The sequence below is a fragment of the Pseudomonas chlororaphis genome (genome assembly GCF_001921865.1).
Taxonomy (GTDB): domain Bacteria; phylum Pseudomonadota; class Gammaproteobacteria; order Pseudomonadales; family Pseudomonadaceae; genus Aquipseudomonas; species Aquipseudomonas chlororaphis_D.
In genome coordinates, this window is record NZ_MSCT01000017.1 from 26,969 (window position 1) to 45,578 (window position 18,610).

Sequence of the window (18,610 nt, forward strand, 5' to 3'; positions counted from 1 at the left end):
ATTGTCTTTATTAGTGGGCAAGCATGAGCCAGGCATGTAGCGAAGGAGCCTGGCCCCCAGCGAAAGCGCCCCTACTCTGGCGCAAGTTGACGTTTACGTAAAGGGTGATTGACAGCCACCCGTCGCAGGCTTACGTTAACGTAAAGGTGAGAGCTGGAACACCCGCTCTCCACAGCCCGACTCCCTTAATAAAAACAAGTTTGAAGGTGCCCCCATGAGCTATCCGACCCTGAACTTTGCCCTCGGCGAAACCATCGACATGCTCCGCGACCAGGTACAGGCCTTCGTCAAGGCCGAGCTGGCGCCCCGGGCGGCACAGATCGACGTCGACAACCTGTTCCCCGCCGACATGTGGCGCAAATTCGGCGACATGGGCCTCTTGGGCATCACCGTGCCGGAAGAATACGGCGGCGCCGGCCTGGGTTACCTGGCCCACGTGGTGGCCATGGAAGAAATCAGCCGCGGCTCGGCTTCGGTCGCCCTCTCCTACGGCGCCCACTCCAACCTCTGCGTCAACCAGATCAACCGCAACGGCAACCACGAACAGAAGAGCAAGTACCTGCCCAAGCTGATCAGCGGCGAACATATCGGCGCCCTGGCCATGAGCGAACCCAACGCCGGCTCCGATGTGGTCTCGATGAAACTGCGCGCCGACAAACGTGGCGACCGCTACGTGCTCAACGGCAGCAAGACCTGGATCACCAACGGCCCGGACGCCAACACCTACGTGATCTACGCCAAGACCGACCTGGAAAAGGGCCCCCACGGCATCACCGCGTTCATCGTCGAGCGCGACTGGAAAGGCTTCAGCCGCAGCAACAAGTTCGACAAGCTGGGCATGCGCGGCTCCAACACCTGCGAGCTGTTCTTCGATGACGTGGAGGTGCCGGAAGAAAACATCCTTGGCATGCTCAACGGCGGCGTGAAAGTCCTGATGAGCGGCCTGGACTACGAGCGCGTGGTGCTCTCCGGCGGCCCGACCGGGATCATGCAGGCTTGCATGGACTTGGTGGTGCCCTATATCCACGACCGCAAGCAATTCGGCCAGAGCATCGGCGAATTCCAGCTGATCCAGGGCAAGATCGCCGACATGTACACCCAGCTCAACGCCAGCCGCGCCTACCTGTATGCCGTGGCCCAGGCCTGCGAGCGCGGCGAAACCACCCGCAAGGACGCCGCCGGGGTGATCCTCTACAGCGCCGAACGCGCCACCCAGATGGCCCTGGACGCGATCCAGATTCTCGGCGGCAACGGCTACATCAACGAATTCCCCGCCGGCCGCCTGCTGCGTGACGCCAAGCTGTACGAGATCGGCGCCGGCACCAGCGAAATCCGCCGCATGCTGATCGGCCGCGAACTGTTCAACGAAACGAAGTAGGAGCAACTGCACGTTGCGAGCTACAAGCGGCAAGCCATAACTGCCGTAACGCCGATTGACTCTTGCAGCTTGAAGCATGTCGCTTCGAGCTGCGCTGGGAGCCCCAATGATTCTGAAGTCTCAGCTCAACCCAAAATCACCAGAGTTCGCGCAGAACGCGGCCGCCATGGCGGCCCAGGTCGACGCCCTGCACACCCTGCTCGCCCAGGTCCAGCAAGGCGGTGGCGCCAAGGCCCAGGAACGGCACACCTCACGCGGCAAGCTGCTGCCCCGCGAACGCATCAACCGCCTGCTCGACCCGGGCTCGCCCTTCCTCGAAATCAGCCAGCTGGCGGCCTATCAGGTGTATGGCGAAGACGTGCCGGCCGCCGGGGTGATTGCCGGCATCGGCCGGGTGGAGGGCGTCGAATGCATGATCGTGGCCAACGACGCCACGGTGAAAGGCGGTTCCTACTACCCGCTAACGGTGAAAAAACACCTGCGCGCCCAGACCATCGCCCAGCAGAACCGTCTGCCCTGCATCTACCTGGTGGACTCCGGCGGCGCCAACCTGCCGCGCCAGGACGAAGTGTTCCCCGACCGCGAACACTTCGGGCGGATCTTCTTCAACCAGGCCAACTTGAGCGCCCAGGGCATCCCGCAGATCGCCGTGGTCATGGGTTCCTGCACCGCCGGCGGCGCCTATGTGCCGGCCATGGCCGACGAAGCGATCATGGTCCGCGAGCAAGCCACCATCTTCCTTGCCGGCCCGCCGCTGGTGAAGGCCGCCACCGGCGAAGTGGTCAGCGCCGAAGACCTCGGTGGCGCCGATGTGCACTGCAAGATTTCCGGCGTCGCCGACCATTATGCCGACAGCGACGAACATGCCCTGGCCCTGGCCCGGCGCAGCGTGGCCAACCTCAACTGGCGCAAACAGGGCGAGCTGCAGCAACGCGCCCCCATCGCTCCGCTGTATGCCAGCGACGAGCTGTACGGGGTGATTCCGGCGGACGCCAAGCAACCTTTCGACGTGCGCGAAGTCATCGCGCGGCTGGTGGACGGTTCGGTCTTCGATGAGTTCAAGGCCCTGTTCGGCACCACCCTGGTGTGCGGCTTCGCCCACCTGCACGGCTACCCGATCGCCATCCTCGCCAACAACGGCATCCTCTTCGCCGAGGCCGCGCAGAAAGGCGCGCACTTCATCGAACTGGCCTGCCAGCGCGGCATTCCGCTGCTGTTCCTGCAGAACATCACCGGCTTTATGGTCGGGCAGAAATACGAAGCCGGCGGCATCGCCAAGCACGGCGCCAAACTGGTGACTGCCGTGGCCTGCGCCAAGGTGCCGAAGTTCACGGTGATCATCGGCGGCAGCTTCGGCGCCGGTAACTACGGCATGTGCGGGCGCGCCTACGACCCGCGTTTCCTGTGGATGTGGCCCAACGCGCGGATTGGCGTGATGGGCGCCGAACAGGCCGCCGGGGTGCTGGTGCAGGTCAAGCGCGAGCAGGCCGAACGCGGCGGACAGGCGTTCAGCGCCGCCCAGGAAGCCGAGATCAAGCAGCCGATCCTCGATCAGTACGAGCACCAGGGCCATCCGTATTACTCCAGCGCCCGGCTGTGGGACGACGGCGTCATCGACCCGGCGCAGACCCGCGACGTGCTGGCGCTGGCCTTGTCCGCGTCCCTCAACGCCCCTATCGAACCGAGCCGCTTCGGCGTGTTCCGCATGTAATCCTGCGCGAGACTGACATGAACGACTTCAACACCCTGGAACTGCTGAAGGACCCTCGTGGTTTCGCCACCCTGTGGCTCAGCCGCGAGGACAAGAACAACGCCTTCAACGCCGAAATGATCCGCGAACTGATCCTTGCCCTGGACCAGGTGCAAAGCGACCCGGGCCTGCGTTTCTTGCTGGTGCGCGGCCGCGGCCGGCACTTCAGCGCCGGCGCCGACCTGGCCTGGATGCAGCAATCGGCGGAGCTGGACTACAACACCAACCTCGATGACGCCCGCGAGCTGGCCGAACTGATGTACAACCTGGCCAAGCTGAAGGTCCCGACCCTAGCCGTGGTGCAAGGCGCGGCCTTCGGCGGCGCCCTGGGCCTGATCGGTTGCTGCGACATGGCCATCGGCGCCGACGACGCGCAGTTCTGCCTGTCGGAAGTGCGCATCGGCCTGGCCCCGGCGGTGATCAGCCCGTTCGTGGTACAGGCCATCGGCGAGCGCGCGGCGCGGCGCTATGCCCTGACCGCCGAGCGTTTCAGCGGCCAGCAGGCCCGGGAAATCGGCCTGCTCTCGGAAAGCTACCCGGCGGCCGAACTGGAGCAGAACGTTGCGTTGTGGATCGACAACCTGCTGCTCAATAGCCCGCACGCCATGCGCGCCAGCAAGGACCTGCTGCGCGAAGTCGGCAACGGCGCCCTGACCCCGGCCCTGCGCCGCTACTGCGAAAACGCCATTGCCCGCATCCGCGTCAGCCCCGAAGGCCAGGAAGGCTTGCGCGCCTTCCTGGAGAAACGTCCGCCGAGCTGGCAGTCCGCCCCGACCACCAAGGAGTCGCGTTGATGAGCGCCCCTGTCCTGACCACTCTGCTGGTGGCCAACCGCGGCGAGATCGCCTGCCGCGTGATGCGTACCGCCAAGGCCCTGGGCCTGACCACCGTGGCCGTGCACAGCGCCACCGACCGTGACGCCCGCCACAGCCGCGAAGCCGACCTGCGAGTCGACCTGGGCGGCAGCAAGGCCGCCGACAGCTACCTGCAGATCGACAAACTGATCGCCGCCGCCAAGGCCAGCGGCGCCCAGGCGATCCACCCGGGCTACGGCTTTCTCTCGGAAAACGCCGGCTTCGCCCGCGCCATCGAAGCCGCCGGCCTGATCTTCCTTGGCCCGCCCGCCTCGGCCATCGACGCCATGGGCAGCAAGTCGGCGGCCAAGGCCCTGATGGAAACCGCCGGCGTGCCGCTGGTCCCGGGTTACCACGGCGAAGCCCAGGACCTGGAAACCTTCCGCGTCGCCGCCGAACGCATCGGTTACCCGGTACTGCTCAAGGCCACCGCCGGCGGCGGCGGCAAGGGCATGAAAGTAGTGGAAGACGTCAGCCAGTTGGGCGAAGCCCTGGCCTCGGCCCAGCGCGAAGCGCAGTCGTCCTTCGGCGACTCGCGGATGCTGGTGGAAAAGTACGTGCTCAAGCCGCGCCACGTGGAGATCCAGGTCTTCGCCGACCAGCACGGCAACTGCCTGTACCTCAACGAACGCGACTGCTCGATCCAGCGCCGCCACCAGAAAGTCGTCGAGGAAGCCCCAGCCCCCGGCCTGAGCGTCGAGCAGCGCCGGGCCATGGGCGAAGCCGCGGTACGCGCGGCCCAGGCCATCGGTTACGTCGGCGCCGGCACCGTGGAATTCCTCCTGGATTCGCGCGGCGAATTCTTCTTCATGGAAATGAACACCCGCCTGCAAGTGGAGCATCCGGTCACCGAAGCCATTACCGGGCTGGACCTGGTGGCCTGGCAGATCCGCGTGGCCCAGGGCGAAGCGCTGCCGATCAGCCAGGAACAAGTGCCGCTGCTCGGCCATGCGATCGAGGTGCGGCTGTACGCCGAAGACCCGGGCAATGACTTTCTCCCGGCCACCGGGCGCCTGAACCTGTATCGCGAGTCGGCGGCGGGCCCTGGCCGGCGGGTCGACAGCGGCGTCGAGGAAGGCGACAGCGTGTCGCCGTTCTACGACCCGATGCTCGGCAAGCTGATTGCCTGGGGCGAAAACCGCGAGCAGGCCCGTTTGCGCCTGCTGGGCATGCTCGACGAGTTCGCCATCGGCGGGCTGAAGACCAACCTGGCGTTCCTGCGGCGCATCGTCGCCCACCCGGCCTTCGCCGCCGCCGAGCTGGATACCGGGTTTATCCCGCGCTATCAAGACCAGTTGCTGCCGCCGGCGACCACCCTGGACGACGAGTTCTGGCAGGCCGCCGCCCAAGCGTTCGCCCAAAGCCAGCCTGCACAGGCGCGCGCCGATGACCGCCATTCGCCCTGGGCCAAGGCCAGCGGACTGCGCATCGGCCTGCCGCGGGAAACCGCGCTGCACCTGGAATGCGAAGGACAGGACCGGGCGATCACGCTGAAGGCCAGCGAGTCGGCCATCGTCCTGCGCGGCGAACAACTGTCGATCGACCATAAAGGGTTGCGCCAGCAGCACCGGGCGATTCGCCAGGGCGACAGCCTGTACCTGCAGTGGCAGGGCGAAATGCGCTGCGTCACGGTCTACAACCCGATCGCCGCGGTAGAGGCCAGCCACAGCCATCAAGGCGGCCTGACCGCGCCCATGAACGGCAGCATCGTGCGGGTCCTGGTGCAAGCCGGGCAAAGCGTCGAGGCCGGGGCACAACTGGTGGTACTGGAGGCGATGAAGATGGAACACAGCATCCGCGCACCGCAAACGGGGGTGGTCAAGGCGCTGTATTGCCAGGAAGGCGAAATGGTCAGTGAGGGAAGTGCCCTGGTAGAGCTGGAATAAGCTCTTGAGGGAAAAGATCGCTCCCGCGGCATTCCGGGAGCGATCGTATTTTTACGTCAGAATTTAGCGGTAGCCTGCACCACTACACCAATAATCCGACACTCATCGCTGTAAAGAGCCTTCGGGTAAGTCGGATTGAGCGGCATCAGATAACGCTGCCCGCCCTCCTCCACCAGCTTGCGGAAAATCGCTTCGGTACTGCCCGGGCATTGCACGATCACCAGCTTGCCAGGCACCGCCTCCACCGCCGGATCGACCAGGATCAACATGTCCTGGGCGATGCTCAGACCGCTCGGGGCAAGCATCGCGTCGCCCACCACGACCAGCCAGAACGCCGAGCCTTCGGCCTGGTAGTCGGACAGTTCGTAGCGCTGACCGGCGTAGCCTGCGCCACCGGCCTCGCGAACCTCGCCAACGCCCCGCCAGTCGCTGACCGGGTAGCGGAAGTACGGGTTGTATTTCTGCACCGCCGAGGGCCCTTCCAGCAGCAGTTGGCCCTCGTCATCCACCTGGGGCTTCTCGCGGATCACCAGCGCCACCTCGAGGAAACCCAGGCCGATTTCTTCCAGCACGCGGTTCATGTCTTCGAGCTTTGGCTGGCGCCGTTTGCTCAGCCAGTGGCCGATGCCGCCCTGGGACATGCCCAGGCGTTCCGCGAGCCTTTCTTGTGTGACCTTGCGGTCCTTCATGTTGGATTTAACCAACTCGATCCATTTGTCCATGGGCGGAACAATACGTTGTGTATTCCGCCCCTCAACACACAACTTGTAGTATTTGAAACCTAGTCACAAATACATTAAGTATTACCATTCTTCAGACCCTCTCATTCCACGTCAAAGGATGGAACCGCCCATGAACAGCATCAGCAAAGACGCCCCGGAACTGGAAACCGACCTCGACTTCGGCGCCCTCAAGGACAGCGAAGCCGCCCGCCGGGCCATGGACTATTACTTGAAACCGGTTGTTTCAGAATCGGCCCTCGACGAGAAATTCTTCGAGATCAAACACAACATCAGCGGCGAGGAAGCGATGATCCATGCCTCCGACCTGCTGCGCTGCGCCGCGGCCAGCGCCTACGAGGCGGCCGACCACCTGCGCGGGACCCGTCGCGACCTGGCGTTTTCCGTGGTGCACATGATCGACATGGCCAAGGCGTTGGTAGACCGGTCGCTGGACAGCCACCGTCAGGAATGAGCAATAGCAGGACTCGCCCACGGCTCAACCGCCCGCTGAACAAGCCATGGGACGCGAGAAAGGAAATTTTTTCTATTGGGCGAAGAAAAACATTTGACTTGCAAATGATAATGATTATTATTGCAAGCAACTGGTCGCGAGATCAGTTGATAACCCAAGAGACCTTAGGTCGGACTCTTGGATTATCTCCTCATCAGGCTAATCACGGTTTTTGACCCGGCTTTTTGCCGGGTCTTTTTTTTCTGCCAGTTTTTCTGGCTTGGCTTCAGGCTAATGAAGACTGGGTACCGCTGAAATTGGCGGCGATGATAGCAAAAGAATGCCTCATTGCAAGCCGACGCCCACTGCAACGGCTCGCAAAATAAAAAAACAGCGCTTGAGAATCAATCGCATAGCTTCTAAGCTGCTTTCGCGTCACGGACGACGCCCCCCTCCCGCTGAAATTGCGCCCCTGTCATTCCCCACCTTGCTACAGTAACGGCCATAAAAATCCTGATCAGGAAGATGACCGTGGCCCAAAGTTCGTTTCAAATCTCTGCCAATTTCGACAGCGGCAACATCGAAGTACTGGACTCCAGCAACCCGTCCCAGGTCTTGCTGGCCATCAAGCCCGACACCCGCAGCGCACATTTCCAGTGGTTTCATTTCAAGGCCAGCGGCCTGCATGTCGGCCAGGAACACTGGTTCCGCCTGAGCAACGCGAGCAAATCCTCCTACAACAAGGCTTGGACCGGTTATCAGGCAGTCGCCTCCTACGACCACGTCAACTGGTTTCGCGTGCCGACGATTTTCGAAGGCGACTCCCTGCGTTTCTGCCTCGAAGCCACCCAGACCCACGCCTGGTTCGCCTACTTCGAACCCTATAGCCGCGGCCGGCATGACTGGCTGATCGAGCAGGCGCTGAACAAGGCCGGCACCGAGCTGCTGGCCACCGGCAAAAGCGTCGAGGGTCGCGACATCCAGCTGCTGCGCAAAGGCAACGGCGGCGAAGGCCAGCGCAAGGTCTGGATCATCGCCCAGCAGCACCCCGGCGAACACATGGCCGAATGGTTCATGGAAGGCGTGATCGAACGCCTGCAGCAGCGCGACGACGCCGAGCTGAACCGGCTGCTGGCCAGCGCCGACCTGTACCTGGTACCGAACATGAACCCCGACGGCGCCTTCCACGGCCACCTGCGCACCAACGCCATGGGCCAGGACCTGAACCGCGCCTGGCAAAGCGCCAGCCAGGAACTCAGCCCGGAAGTGCTGTTCGTCCAGCAGCAGATGGAAACGTACGGCGTCGACCTGTTCCTCGACGTGCACGGCGACGAGGAAATCCCCCATGTATTCACCGCCGGCTGTGAAGGCAACCCCGGTTACACGCCGCGGCTGGCCCAGCTCGAGGAGCATTTTCGCAGCCACCTGAAACACCAGACCCGGGACTTCCAGACCACCCACGGCTACACCAGGGACAAACCCGGCGAAGCCAACATGACCCTGGCCTGCAACAGCGTCGGCGAGAAGTTCGATTGCCTGTCGCTGACCCTGGAGATGCCGTTCAAGGACCACGACGACAACCCCAACCCGCTCACCGGCTGGTCCGGCAAACGCTCGATGCAATTGGGCAAGGACGTGCTCAGCACCGTGGCCGACATGGTCGGCGTCCTGCGCTGAACCTGCTGCGCTGGCTGCGGATCGGCCCGCAGCCAGCCACTACTCCACGGGCACCCGCCGGCAATCCTCGGGGCCAAGCAGACGCCCGTCCGCCGAGCGCAGTTCCAGCGGCCGCACCGGCTGCCCCTGCTGGCGGTCGACCATCAGCGAATGCGCCTCCCCCGCCTCGTAGAAATACGCCTCGCCCCACTGCCGCAAGCCGATGATCAGGTTGAACAGGCCGTTGCCCTTCTCCGTCAGCACGTATTCCTGGTAGGCGCTGCCGTCGGACGCCGGCACCACCTCGAAGATCCCGTGCGCCACCAGGGTCCGCAGGCGTGCGGCGAGGATGTTCTTGGCCATCCCCAGGTTGCGCTGGAACTCGCTGAAGCGGCGGATGCCGTCGAAGGCATCGCGCACGATCAATAGCGACCACCAGTCGCCGATCGCGTCCAGCGAACGGGCCACCGGGCATTCGGCGCCTTCCAGGCTTGTGCGTTTGACCATGATGCTGACTCGCGGCAGAAAAGTGGTTGCAATATAAAACCAACGTCACTACCGTACAACTGGTTTCATAAAGCAACCACAAATCACGGAGCCGAGCATGACCGCCGCCATCGCCCCTTTACCCGTCGCCACGCTCTCGGCGCCGGTCGTGCTGCTCTTCGCCCTGGCCTGCGGGCTGGCGGTGGGCAACGTGTATTACGCCCAACCCCTGCTCGATGCCATGGCTCATAGCCTGGACATGCCGGCGGCGACCATCGGCCTGGTGATCACCCTGACCCAGGTCGGCTACGGCCTCGGCCTGGTGTTCCTGGTGCCGCTGGGCGACCTGCTGAACCGACGACGCCTGATCGTCGGCCAGATGACCTTGTCGGTCGGCGCGCTGCTGATGGTGGCCCTGGCGACGGACAGCAGCTGGTTGCTGCTGGGCATGGCCCTGACCGGACTGCTGGCGGTGGTGACCCAGGTGCTGGTGGCCTACGCCGCGAACCTGGCGGCGCCCGGCATGCGTGGCCAAGTGGTGGGCAGCGTGACCAGCGGCATCGTGCTGGGGATCCTGCTGGCGCGTACCGTCTCAGGCACCATGGCCGACCTGGCCGGCTGGCGCTCGGTGTACCTGCTGTCGGCCGGGCTGACCCTGCTCATGGCGCTGCTGTTGTGGCGGGTGCTGCCCAAGGTCGAGCAGCCAGCCGCCCTGCACAGCTACGCTCAGTTGATCCGCTCGCTGTTCGGCCTGTTCCGCGAAGAAAAGGTACTGCGCGACCGCGCGGTGCTGGCGATGCTGATCTTCGCTGCCGGGACGGTGTTATGGACCCCGCTGGTACTGCCCCTGAGCGCCCCGCCGCTGTCGTTGTCGCACACCGAGGTCGGCCTCTTTGGCCTTGCCGGCGCGGCCGGGGCCCTGGGCGCGGCGCGTGCCGGGCGGCTGGCCGACCGCGGCCTGGGCCAGTGGACCAGCGGCCTGGCGCTGAGCCTGATGCTGGTGTCCTGGTTGCCGATCGCCTACACCCAGTCGTCGCTCTGGGCGCTGTTGCTGGGGGTGATCGTCTTCGACCTGGGGTTGCAGGCGGTGCATGTCACCAGCCAGAGCCTGATCTACAGCACCCGCCCCGAAGCCCAGAGCCGCCTGGCCGCGGGGTACATGCTGTTCTATTCGATCGGCAGCGCCAGCGGTTCGATCGGCGCCACGGCCCTGTACGCCTGGGCAGGCTGGACGGGGGTGTGCCTGCTCGGTGCCGCGATCAATGGCGTGGCGCTGGGGTATTGGTGGTGGAGCATGAAATCCTGATCGCGAACAAGCTCGCTCCTACAGGGCCGCAATGCGCTGCTTTTGTGTAGGAGCGAGCTTGCTCGCGATCAATCCTCGACTCTCCCGTCACCCTCAATCCTTGCCCCGCAGCATGCTCTCCAGCACCCCGTCCCGGCGCACCCAGCCATGGAACAGCGCCGCCGCCAGGTGCAGCAACACCGTCAGGAACAGCAGGTAGGCGAGAACGCCGTGGGCTTTGCGCAACGCGGCGAACAGCGAGGCATTGGCCGGCAGGATCGACGGCAACTGCAGGGAGCTGGTGAGCATCACCGGGTCGCCCGCCGCCGAAATCATCGCCCAACCCAACAGCGGCAAGACCAGCATCAGCGCGTACAGCAGTACATGAGAAGCCTTGGCCGCGAGCACCTGCCAGCGCGGCAGGTCGGCCGGCAACGGCGGCTGCCGGGTGGCGAAGCGCACGAACAGACGCACGATCACCAGCAGCAGAATGGCGATGCCCAGCGGCTTGTGCAGGTGGAGCAGCCATTCGTGGCGCGCGGACACCGAGGCCACCATGCCGGCGCCGATAAACAGCATGGCGACGATCAGCAGCGCCATCAGCCAGTGCAGCAGGCGCGCCAGAGGCGCGAAGTGGTTCGGTTGGGCGCTCATGGGCGAGCCTCCTGGGCGGTGCCGGGCAATTGATCGACTTCACTGGTGCGGCGCAGGTAGGAGCTGGCGTAGGCCGCCGAACGGGCCGCCAGCAGCGGGTCGTCGGACGCGGCAATGCCGCTCGGCAACACCAGCGGGTCGTAGTTGATGTCGCGGCAATCGCCGTCGTTCTGCGGTTGGCTGCGCTCCAGCACCAGGGTTCCGGCATTGACGACCTTGCGCTCGCTCGGCCAGGCCTTGCTGGCGTCGTCGGTCGGATCGCCCGGGTCAGCCAGGGTGAGGTTCAAACGCCAGCGCAGCGGCCCCGCGGCCAGACGCTGCACCAGGTCTTTTTCAAGAAAATCGCTGCCTGGCGGGGCCACCGCGCCGGGGGCATCCTGGGTCAACGGCACCACGCCCCAGCGCACCGCCTGGCGTTGTCCGCTGGCGCTCACCAGGTAAAAGGCGTTGATGCCGTTGTAGGTTTCGCTGGCATAGCTGGCCGACGGCTTGGCGCCCTTGATCCATTGCAGGAACGGCATGGCTTCGGGGTGAGCAGCGAAAAACGCCGGCACGCTGGCCGGGTTCGGCTTGCCGGTCGCCGGGTCCGGCGAGCTGGCCTGCTGCAACTGATAGAACGCCTCGGGGGTGCCTACCGGAAACACCGGCATGCTGTTCATCCCGGTACGCCACTGCTGGCCGTTGGCCTGGGTGAAACGCAGTGCCAGGCTGCGGATCGGTACGCTGGCATCGGGCGCATACGGGTTGCCCGCCGGCAAGGCGAAGCGCCCGACCACCGGGGTGCGCGCCTCGTTGAACACTTGGGCGCTGGAATAGGAACGGGCCTCGCCGCTGCTCTCGAAATAACCGGCCACGCAGACGCCCTTGGCGTGGTTGCGGCGGTAGCCCGGATGCACGCCGTTGTTTTTCTCCAGCACGTCCACCAGGGCCTTGGGGGTCAGCCGCTGCGGATCGAAAGTGCCATGTACATAGGCCAGGGCCCCGGCCAGCGCCGCGACGACCAGGCCGATCCCGGCCAGGCGCAGGCACAGGCTGGCGGCGCTCAAGGGCCCCCCCGCGGGCGGTGAAGGACGATCTACCATGAATAACTCCAGGGCCGTGGGCCGCAGGTGGAAAGGACCTGTCAGACGAGCCCCGCCAGGCTTTATTCCCAAACCCCGGTATTTATTTTCCGGGCGCGGGAATAACCTGCGCTGCCGGGCGTCTGGCTGTGGCAGGCGAACAATTGCAAGCGCGCTGCCCAAACCCCGTGACTGGCCGATGCCCCGCAGGACCCCATGAACGATATCGATGAACAGCTGCGTGAAATCATCCCCCGCTTGCGGCGCTTCGCCCTGTCCCTGAGCCGCCAGCCCAGCAGCGCCGACGACCTGGTGCAGGCCAGCCTGGAACGGGCGCTGTCGAGCTGGAACGAGAAACGCCCCGAGGGCGACCTGCGCGCCTGGCTGTTCGCGATTCTCTACCGGCAGTTTCTCGACGCCCATCGCCGCTCGCGGCGTTATGCCCGCATGCTGGAGTTCTTTACCGGGCGCGACGACGCCCAGCCCTCGGTGGAGCGCAGCGTCGTCGCGCAATCGACCCTGGAGGCCTTCGACCGCTTGCCCGACGAGCAGCGCGCGCTGCTGCTCTGGGTCTCGGTCGAGGGCCTGAGCTACAAGGAAGTCGCGAGCATCCTCGAGGTGCCCACCGGCACCGTGATGTCCCGCCTGTCGCGCGCGCGCCAGGCCCTGCGCCAGCTCAGCGACGGCGAAATCACCAGCCCTTCTTTGCGGATACTCAAATGATCAGCCTGCCCCCCAACGAACGCGACCTGCACGCCTACGTCGATCATCAGCTCAGCGAGAGCGACCGGCGCCTGCTGGAAACCTACCTGGGCAGCCACCCCGAGCTCGCGGCCCAGGTCCAGGCCTGGCAACAGGACGCGCAACAGCTGCGCGCGGCCCTCGGCGGCGCCCTGCGACAACCGGCCAACCCCGAGCTGGACCCGGCGCTGATTCGCCAGCGCCTCAAGCGCCAGTCGCGGCGCCAGCTGGCCAACGCCGCGCTGCTGTTACTCGCCCTCGGCATCGGCGGCCTGGGCGGTTGGCAGGCGCGGCAGGTGACCCTGGCCAGCAGCCTGCTACCGATGACCGACGCCTTGCAGGCCTACCGCCTGTTCGCCCAGCAAGGCATGCTGCCGGCCGACCTCCAGGTCCGGGACAACAGCGCCATGCAAGCCTGGCTCGACCGTTACTTCAGCCAGGCCGAACGCCTGCCAGACCTGCGCCAGGCCGGCTTCCAGGCAGTCAGCGGACGCCTGCTGAGCACCGAGCAAGGGCCGGCGGCGATGGTGCTCTACGAGGACCGGGATGGGCAGCGGATCAGTTTCTACATCCGTCCGCCAGGCCCGAAAAACTACCTGCTGCCCCGCGGCAGCCGCAGCGACGGCGAACTGCGGGCCGAATACTGGTCCGACAGCGGCTACAACTACGCCATGGTCAGCCCGACGAACTCGCCGGCGGCGCAATGGCTGCAAGACACCCGGACGTTCTGAGCGGCTCCATCGATCCGTTGGCCTTCGCCGCTCCCTGTAGCCGCTGGCGCAGCCTGCGCTCGGTCGCGCAGCGGCCGCACAATCTACGCCTCACCACGACACCCGAGCGACAGCCGCCTCCCCGTCGCCCCTAAAACCCCACATCCAGCACCACATTGTCGATATAGGTCCCCGCCGGCGGCGTGGCCTGGTCGGTGTAGATCTTCGCGTTGAAATTGAACACCTGGCTGCCGGTGCCCAGGCCGTTGCCCGGGTTCACCTCGGCGTCGGAACTGGCGCGCCGCGCCGCGCCCACGCTGCCCCAACGGGTGGTGCCGGCGCTTTTGAAAATGTCGTAGGCCAGGTAATTGCCCCCCGAGACCATCCGCCGCCGGCCGCCGACGCTGAGCGCTTGCTGGCCGTCGCCCAGGCCTACGGTGTAGGCACTGCCCTTGGTGCAGGCAAGGTTGATGGTCTGCCCGCTGAGCGTGGCGAAGGCGCTGATCACCGGCGCGCTGCCAAAACTGATATTGGGCGCGGTGATCACGCAGTCGTTGGCCACCGTCAGGTTGACGGTCAGGCTGGCCACGCCACTGCCGATATCGCGCCCCAGGCAGATGCCCAGCGCCCCGATGCCTGAGCAGTAGTTCCAGCTCCAGGCGATGCTCAGGGTTTCGCTGTAGACCCCAGCGGCCACGTTGCTGCCGGTGAGGCTGCTCAAGTAGAGCGGGATGGCCTTGGCCACGGTCGAGCTGCCCAGCAGCCCGAGCACATCGGCGATGGAGTTGCGCGCGAAGTCGAACTGCACGCCGCGGGTAATCGGGTAGCTGGTGCTGTTGTTGGCGTAGATCGTATAGCCGATGACATCGCCGGTCGGCCCCAAAAGGCCGCTCTGCGAAGAGGTGATGGTGGCGTAGAAGTGATCGTTGGTGGCCAGCAGGGTCAGCAACGAGCCGGTGCAGGCCAGCCCGGCGTTGGTACTGGACGCCGGCTGCGAGGTGGTCCGCACCAGGATCGAACTGAGGGTGCCGAAACCCGCCGGCGACGTGCTGACCACCGAACACAGGGCCTGGGCCTGGCCCGACCACAGCGCCGCCAGCAACAGCGCCAGGGCCCCATAACGACGCAACGTCTCCATGTTCCACTCCCGATTCCGTCCATGAATCCTTACTGACACACCAGCGGCCCGATCAGCGGCACCTGCTCCTGCTCCGGCGCCAGGGCGAAGCTCGCCTGGCAACTGCTGCCGTCGGCCAGGCTGACCCGCAGCGTGTTGTCCGGCGCCAGGTTCTCCAGGTAGACCAGGCCATCCCAGCCGACCACGGCCTGGGCGCCGCTCTGCTCGTGGGTCACCAGGCTGCCCAGGGGCAGCTCTTGCTGCCGGGCATCCACCAGGACCACGCTGGCGGCGACCATCCGGGTCAGGGGAAACTCCACCAGGTAGCCGCTGCCACGCCGCACCGCGACCCGCTGCTCGACCTGCGGGCTCTGCACGTTGGCCGGCAGGTTCAGCGGGTCGATCTCGTATTTGCCGCGGTAATAGGCGCTGCTCCAGGGCACCAGCAAGTGGCCGTTCTTGTCGGTGCGGCCCACCAACTGGTTTTCGTAACGCACCGGGATATCCCGGTAGCCGTCGGTGCTGACCACCACGAAGGCATCGTCGATACGGTTGGCGGCGAACACCTGGCGGTCCATCCACACCAGCGAACCGCTGGCGTCGGCCCAGCGGGTCTCGGCCTCGCTCGAACCATAGACCCCGGCCTGCAACTGCACCGACTGCAAACGCCAGGTCAGGTCGGCCTGACGATAGGTCGGCGCATCGCCCTGGGCGTAACCGAGGTTGAAGCCCACGCCGCCCTCGCTGGGCACCGCCCGGCTGTAGTTGACCCGTTGCTGGCTCTGCCCGTCCTTGCTGCGCTCGCTGCTGACGCTCAGGCTGCCATGGAGGTCGAAAGGCACCACCAGCTGGGCCTGGACCGCCCAGTTGCTGTCGCCGATCTCGCGGTTGGCCGACAGATAAAAACTGCTGCTACGCCACAACGGTTTGCTCCACGTCAGGTTGAGCAGGCGGGTGCGCGAGTCGTCGGCGGCGCGCACATCGAAATAGCCGACGCCCAGGCTGCCGTAGCGGTCGAGGTTGAGGCTCAGGGTCAGCTGCTCGCTACGCTGGCTGAGGCTGGCGTAGGGGCTGTCCACCACCGTCAGGTCGGCATAGCCGTCATGGCGCTGCATGCGCTGGTAGGACAGGCTGTAGCGCTGGCTGCTGTACTGATAACCGAGGCTCAGCTGCTGCCCGCCCCGCCCCTCGAAACGGCTCTGGCTGACGGCGCTGTTGAGCACCCCAAAGTTGCCCAGGCGCAGGTTGCCGCCGACCCCGCCGAGGCTCAGGGACTGCGCCGCTTCGGCATGGCCTTCCAGGGTCAGGTTGTCGCTCAGGCCATAGCGCAGGCTGCCGGAGGTGACGCCAGGGCCGTAGCTGAAATCCTTTAGCGTGTAGTCGCGGCGCAGGGTCCCGGCCGCCACCGAGAAATCGCTCAGGCCCTTTTGCAACAGGCTGCTGGTGACGTAGAACGGCACGGTGGTGGAGACCTGGCGCCCCAGGGCATCGGTGGTCACCACCACCGCTTCGCCGGCGCCGTTGATGAAGGGAATATTGGTCAGGGTGTACGGCCCCGGTTGCAAGTCGGCGCTGCTGGACTTGTAGCCGTTGATGAACAGGTCCACCGACGACGGCACCGCCGCTTCCCCGGCGAACTGCGGCAAGGGGTAGGTCACCAGGTCCGGGCGCACGCCAAAGTCGCGGGACAGTTGCACGCCGCCCAGGCGCACCGAGTTGCTCCAGGGCAAGGCGCCGCTGACCAGGTCGCCGGCTTCGTAGGTCAGCAGGCGGTCGTCGTCCGAATAGCGCCAGGTGGTGTCATAGCGCCGGTAGCCATTGTTCAGCGTGCCCCCGCCCAGGCCGGAAAAGGTCCGCCGGTACTGCCCGGTGTTGGACAACGTACCCCAGCCGTCGAACAGCCGTACCTCGTTCCAGGCCGCCAGGTAAGTGCCGGCATCGTCGGTGTCGTTGAGGTACAGATCGTAATTGAGCAAGGCGCCGAAACTGCTCAGCGCCGGCGTTCGCGGATAGGCCTGGCGGCTGCCGATCGATTGCTCCGGCAGCCAGTCCGGCGGCACCTTCAGCAGCAAGCGCTGGGACTGGCTGTCGTAATCGCTGTGCAAGCCCGGCAAGCTGTCGAGGGCGACCTGGGCGTCGAGCCCGGCGGGCAGCGTCATGCCGCTTTCCCGCAAGGTCTGGGCCGGTACGAACAGGCGCCCGGCGCGCTGCTCGACGGCAATCACCCGCCCGGTATTCATCTGGTTGACCACCAGTTCCAGGAACAGCTGCGCATCGCTGATCGCCTCCATGCCGCTGGGGGGCGGCGGCAGTTCCCCCGCCGGGCTGCCGGAGGCGAACATCCAGCAACACAGCCCGCTCGCCATCCACCTGGTACGCCGGGAACGACGAGCCGCGCCAAGACTCATTGCGGCTTTACGTCCATCGTGGACACCTTTCTTCCATGACCTGCGGTTGCTCCCGGTAGTGCTCAGCCCGAACCGTGGATCAACGGGCCGTTTCGCCACCTTCTTGCCTGTCTGCGCTGACAGGCCACCTCAGCGGGCCGGCGCAACGCTCTGCACCTGCGGCGCACCGTTGATTCGTACCTGCAACGCCGCATCCGCGGTGGGCGCAGCGGGCAGCGGCCAGCGCATGATCGCCCCCGGCAGCACGTAGCCCAGCAGCCCCTCCACCAGCGGCCGGGTCTGTCCCGCCTGCTTGAACGCCACGTCGGTCAGGCGCGCATGCACCGCGCCCTGGTTGCGCACTTCCACATAATTGCGTCCGTCCACGGCCACTTTGCGCCAGCTCAACTCAGGCACGCCGGCGCTTTTCGGGTCGCGCTGGCGGGTGCTGTCTTCCTTGCTCCAGAGCCCGGCACCGTAAGCGAACAACGGCACCGAATAGCGCATCTGGAAACGGATGGCCGCCGCCGTCTTGCCGTCGCTTTCGGCGCTCGGCGGCTGGGCCGAAGGGATTTCGTCGATGATGATCCGATACGCCAGCTCCTGCCCCGGGGGTATTTCCCGAGTGCGGGTCAGGCGTACCAGTTGCTTCTGCCCGGGCGCGACCTTCGCCACCGGCGGGCTGCCGATCACGTCGCGCTGGTTCTGGTACTGGTCCTCGAAGCCGTTCTGGCTCCAGGCAAAGACCCTGATCTGCAGGTTCGCGGTTTCCGTGCCGCGGTTCTCCAGCCACAAGGCACTGGCCTGCTGGTCGGCCTCCAGTACCGGGTCGATCGGCCAGATCAGCACCGAACTGGCCGCCCCCGCCTGGGCCGCCCCCAACAACGCCACGGCCACCCCTGCCCAACGAACGGCCCACAACCGCCGGGAAGTCGAATGCATACTGCTGCTCCTTATGGTCCTGCCCCCTCACCACGACAGCTGCACCTGCAGCACATCGCTGTACGTCCCCCCAGGCTGGTTGCCCGGTAACTGCACCTGACCGTAAATCGGCAGGCTGATGTTGTTCGCATCGCTGTAGGCCACCGCCACGCTCTGGCTGATGCCCAGGCTCTGGCTGAACCCGGCGTCGCGAAACAGCTGATAAGCCACCCGCGCACTGCCGCCATTGAGCTGCATGTGCCGCCCGCTGCTGTTGTACTGGCCACCGTCGACGCTCATGTTCAGGGTCACCCCCGGCGTGCACTGCAACTGCACGCTGCCCGCCAGCGCGACCTGTACCGTGCTGGTGGACAACGCCGACCGGCTGCCGAAATTCAGGCTGCCGTAATTGCTCGTCCCGCCCACCACCAGGCACCCGGCCACCACCGTGGCGCTGACCTGGAAGCTCTGGCTGGTCACCGCCGCCAGGGGCAGCGGCAGGCTGGCGGCGCAGAACAGCGCCAGCACCGCGCAGGCATGACGGGCCACGG

At 65.6% G+C, this 18,610-nt stretch carries 17 protein-coding genes; 9 read left to right on the forward strand and 8 right to left on the reverse strand.

The genetic code is table 11. From position 1 onward, the window contains the following. The first annotated feature begins 214 nt into the window (after window positions 1–214). From BTN82_RS18690 to BTN82_RS18705, 4 genes are all read left to right on the forward strand, one after another. Window positions 215–1,378, forward strand: a complete 1,164-nt coding sequence (locus BTN82_RS18690; protein ID WP_075120599.1) for an isovaleryl-CoA dehydrogenase — start codon at window positions 215–217, stop codon at window positions 1,376–1,378. A 106-nt stretch (window positions 1,379–1,484) separates the two neighbouring features. Then, window positions 1,485–3,089, forward strand: a complete 1,605-nt coding sequence (locus BTN82_RS18695) for a carboxyl transferase domain-containing protein (protein ID WP_075120600.1) — start codon at window positions 1,485–1,487, stop codon at window positions 3,087–3,089. Window positions 3,090–3,106: 17 nt separating this feature from the next. Next, window positions 3,107–3,922: a gamma-carboxygeranoyl-CoA hydratase gene (locus BTN82_RS18700; RefSeq protein WP_075120601.1), complete on the forward strand. Its 816-nt coding sequence runs from the start codon at window positions 3,107–3,109 to the stop codon at window positions 3,920–3,922. Then, on the forward strand, window positions 3,922–5,868 hold the full coding sequence (locus BTN82_RS18705; protein WP_075120602.1) for an acetyl/propionyl/methylcrotonyl-CoA carboxylase subunit alpha: 1,947 nt from the start codon (window positions 3,922–3,924) through the stop codon (window positions 5,866–5,868). The genes BTN82_RS18700 and BTN82_RS18705 overlap by 1 nt, the downstream gene beginning before the upstream one ends. A gap of 56 nt (window positions 5,869–5,924) precedes the next feature. Here BTN82_RS18705 and BTN82_RS18710 read toward each other — a convergent pair whose 3' ends face one another. Continuing rightward, the gene (locus BTN82_RS18710; protein ID WP_075120603.1) at window positions 5,925–6,590 is read right to left on the reverse strand and encodes a LexA family protein; all 666 of its coding nucleotides are present in this window, start codon (window positions 6,588–6,590) and stop codon (window positions 5,925–5,927) included. A gap of 130 nt (window positions 6,591–6,720) precedes the next feature. Here BTN82_RS18710 and BTN82_RS18715 point away from each other — a divergent pair, with 130 nt between their 5' ends. Together BTN82_RS18715 and BTN82_RS18720 are read left to right on the forward strand one after the other, a co-directional pair. Continuing rightward, on the forward strand, window positions 6,721–7,062 hold the full coding sequence (locus BTN82_RS18715) for a DUF6124 family protein (RefSeq protein WP_075120604.1): 342 nt from the start codon (window positions 6,721–6,723) through the stop codon (window positions 7,060–7,062). A gap of 504 nt (window positions 7,063–7,566) precedes the next feature. After that, complete coding sequence (locus BTN82_RS18720; protein WP_075120605.1) at window positions 7,567–8,718, forward strand: M14-type cytosolic carboxypeptidase; 1,152 nt, start codon at window positions 7,567–7,569, stop codon at window positions 8,716–8,718. Window positions 8,719–8,757: 39 nt separating this feature from the next. Here the strand turns inward: BTN82_RS18720 and BTN82_RS18725 are convergent, their stop codons facing one another. Then, window positions 8,758–9,204 carry a winged helix-turn-helix transcriptional regulator gene (locus BTN82_RS18725; protein WP_075120606.1) on the reverse strand — a complete coding sequence of 149 codons (447 nt, stop codon included), beginning with the start codon at window positions 9,202–9,204 and terminating at the stop codon, window positions 8,758–8,760. Between the two features lie 97 nt (window positions 9,205–9,301). Between BTN82_RS18725 and BTN82_RS18730 the strand changes: the two genes are divergently transcribed. Continuing rightward, a complete protein-coding gene (locus BTN82_RS18730) occupies window positions 9,302–10,489 on the forward strand; it encodes an MFS transporter (protein WP_075120607.1) in 1,188 nt (395 codons plus the stop codon). Window positions 10,490–10,582: 93 nt separating this feature from the next. On the opposite strand, the gene BTN82_RS18735 is transcribed toward BTN82_RS18730, so the two are convergent. Both BTN82_RS18735 and BTN82_RS18740 read right to left on the reverse strand, forming a co-directional pair. Next, window positions 10,583–11,122, reverse strand: coding sequence for a cytochrome b (locus BTN82_RS18735; protein WP_075120608.1), 540 nt, complete (start codon window positions 11,120–11,122; stop codon window positions 10,583–10,585). Beyond that, a complete protein-coding gene (locus tag BTN82_RS18740; RefSeq protein WP_075120609.1) occupies window positions 11,119–12,204 on the reverse strand; it encodes a catalase family peroxidase in 1,086 nt (361 codons plus the stop codon). The genes BTN82_RS18735 and BTN82_RS18740 overlap by 4 nt, the downstream gene beginning before the upstream one ends. A gap of 195 nt (window positions 12,205–12,399) precedes the next feature. On the opposite strand from BTN82_RS18740, the gene BTN82_RS18745 reads away from it, so the two are divergent. Continuing rightward, on the forward strand, window positions 12,400–12,906 hold the full coding sequence (locus BTN82_RS18745; RefSeq protein WP_075120610.1) for a sigma-70 family RNA polymerase sigma factor: 507 nt from the start codon (window positions 12,400–12,402) through the stop codon (window positions 12,904–12,906). Then, a complete protein-coding gene (locus tag BTN82_RS18750; RefSeq protein ID WP_075120611.1) occupies window positions 12,903–13,655 on the forward strand; it encodes an anti-sigma factor family protein in 753 nt (250 codons plus the stop codon). The genes BTN82_RS18745 and BTN82_RS18750 overlap by 4 nt, the downstream gene beginning before the upstream one ends. A gap of 130 nt (window positions 13,656–13,785) precedes the next feature. Here the strand turns inward: BTN82_RS18750 and BTN82_RS18755 are convergent, their stop codons facing one another. The 4 genes from BTN82_RS18755 to BTN82_RS18770 all read right to left on the reverse strand — a co-directional run bounded on the left by BTN82_RS18755 (window position 13,786) and on the right by BTN82_RS18770 (window position 18,608). Further along, window positions 13,786–14,772: a spore coat protein U domain-containing protein gene (locus BTN82_RS18755; protein ID WP_075120612.1), complete on the reverse strand. Its 987-nt coding sequence runs from the start codon at window positions 14,770–14,772 to the stop codon at window positions 13,786–13,788. Between the two features lie 29 nt (window positions 14,773–14,801). Next, complete coding sequence (locus BTN82_RS18760; RefSeq protein ID WP_075120613.1) at window positions 14,802–17,159, reverse strand: fimbria/pilus outer membrane usher protein; 2,358 nt, start codon at window positions 17,157–17,159, stop codon at window positions 14,802–14,804. Window positions 17,160–17,288: 129 nt separating this feature from the next. Then, entirely contained in the window at window positions 17,289–18,080 is a 792-nt protein-coding gene (locus tag BTN82_RS18765) for a molecular chaperone (protein ID WP_075120614.1), read from the reverse strand. A gap of 27 nt (window positions 18,081–18,107) precedes the next feature. Further along, a complete protein-coding gene (locus tag BTN82_RS18770; RefSeq protein ID WP_075120615.1) occupies window positions 18,108–18,608 on the reverse strand; it encodes a spore coat U domain-containing protein in 501 nt (166 codons plus the stop codon). Window positions 18,609–18,610 lie beyond the last annotated feature (2 nt).

Coding starts and splice junctions, on each gene's coding strand:
- BTN82_RS18690 (WP_075120599.1), top strand. CDS start 215: ATGAGCTATCCGACCCTGAACTTTGCCCTCGGCGAAACCATCGACATG.
- BTN82_RS18695 (WP_075120600.1), top strand. CDS start 1,485: ATGATTCTGAAGTCTCAGCTCAACCCAAAATCACCAGAGTTCGCGCAG.
- BTN82_RS18700 (WP_075120601.1), top strand. CDS start 3,107: ATGAACGACTTCAACACCCTGGAACTGCTGAAGGACCCTCGTGGTTTC.
- BTN82_RS18705 (WP_075120602.1), top strand. CDS start 3,922: ATGAGCGCCCCTGTCCTGACCACTCTGCTGGTGGCCAACCGCGGCGAG.
- BTN82_RS18710 (WP_075120603.1), bottom strand. CDS start 6,590: ATGGACAAATGGATCGAGTTGGTTAAATCCAACATGAAGGACCGCAAG.
- BTN82_RS18715 (WP_075120604.1), top strand. CDS start 6,721: ATGAACAGCATCAGCAAAGACGCCCCGGAACTGGAAACCGACCTCGAC.
- BTN82_RS18720 (WP_075120605.1), top strand. CDS start 7,567: ATGACCGTGGCCCAAAGTTCGTTTCAAATCTCTGCCAATTTCGACAGC.
- BTN82_RS18725 (WP_075120606.1), bottom strand. CDS start 9,204: ATGGTCAAACGCACAAGCCTGGAAGGCGCCGAATGCCCGGTGGCCCGT.
- BTN82_RS18730 (WP_075120607.1), top strand. CDS start 9,302: ATGACCGCCGCCATCGCCCCTTTACCCGTCGCCACGCTCTCGGCGCCG.
- BTN82_RS18735 (WP_075120608.1), bottom strand. CDS start 11,122: ATGAGCGCCCAACCGAACCACTTCGCGCCTCTGGCGCGCCTGCTGCAC.
- BTN82_RS18740 (WP_075120609.1), bottom strand. CDS start 12,204: ATGGTAGATCGTCCTTCACCGCCCGCGGGGGGGCCCTTGAGCGCCGCC.
- BTN82_RS18745 (WP_075120610.1), top strand. CDS start 12,400: ATGAACGATATCGATGAACAGCTGCGTGAAATCATCCCCCGCTTGCGG.
- BTN82_RS18750 (WP_075120611.1), top strand. CDS start 12,903: ATGATCAGCCTGCCCCCCAACGAACGCGACCTGCACGCCTACGTCGAT.
- BTN82_RS18755 (WP_075120612.1), bottom strand. CDS start 14,772: ATGGAGACGTTGCGTCGTTATGGGGCCCTGGCGCTGTTGCTGGCGGCG.
- BTN82_RS18760 (WP_075120613.1), bottom strand. CDS start 17,159: ATGAGTCTTGGCGCGGCTCGTCGTTCCCGGCGTACCAGGTGGATGGCG.
- BTN82_RS18765 (WP_075120614.1), bottom strand. CDS start 18,080: ATGCATTCGACTTCCCGGCGGTTGTGGGCCGTTCGTTGGGCAGGGGTG.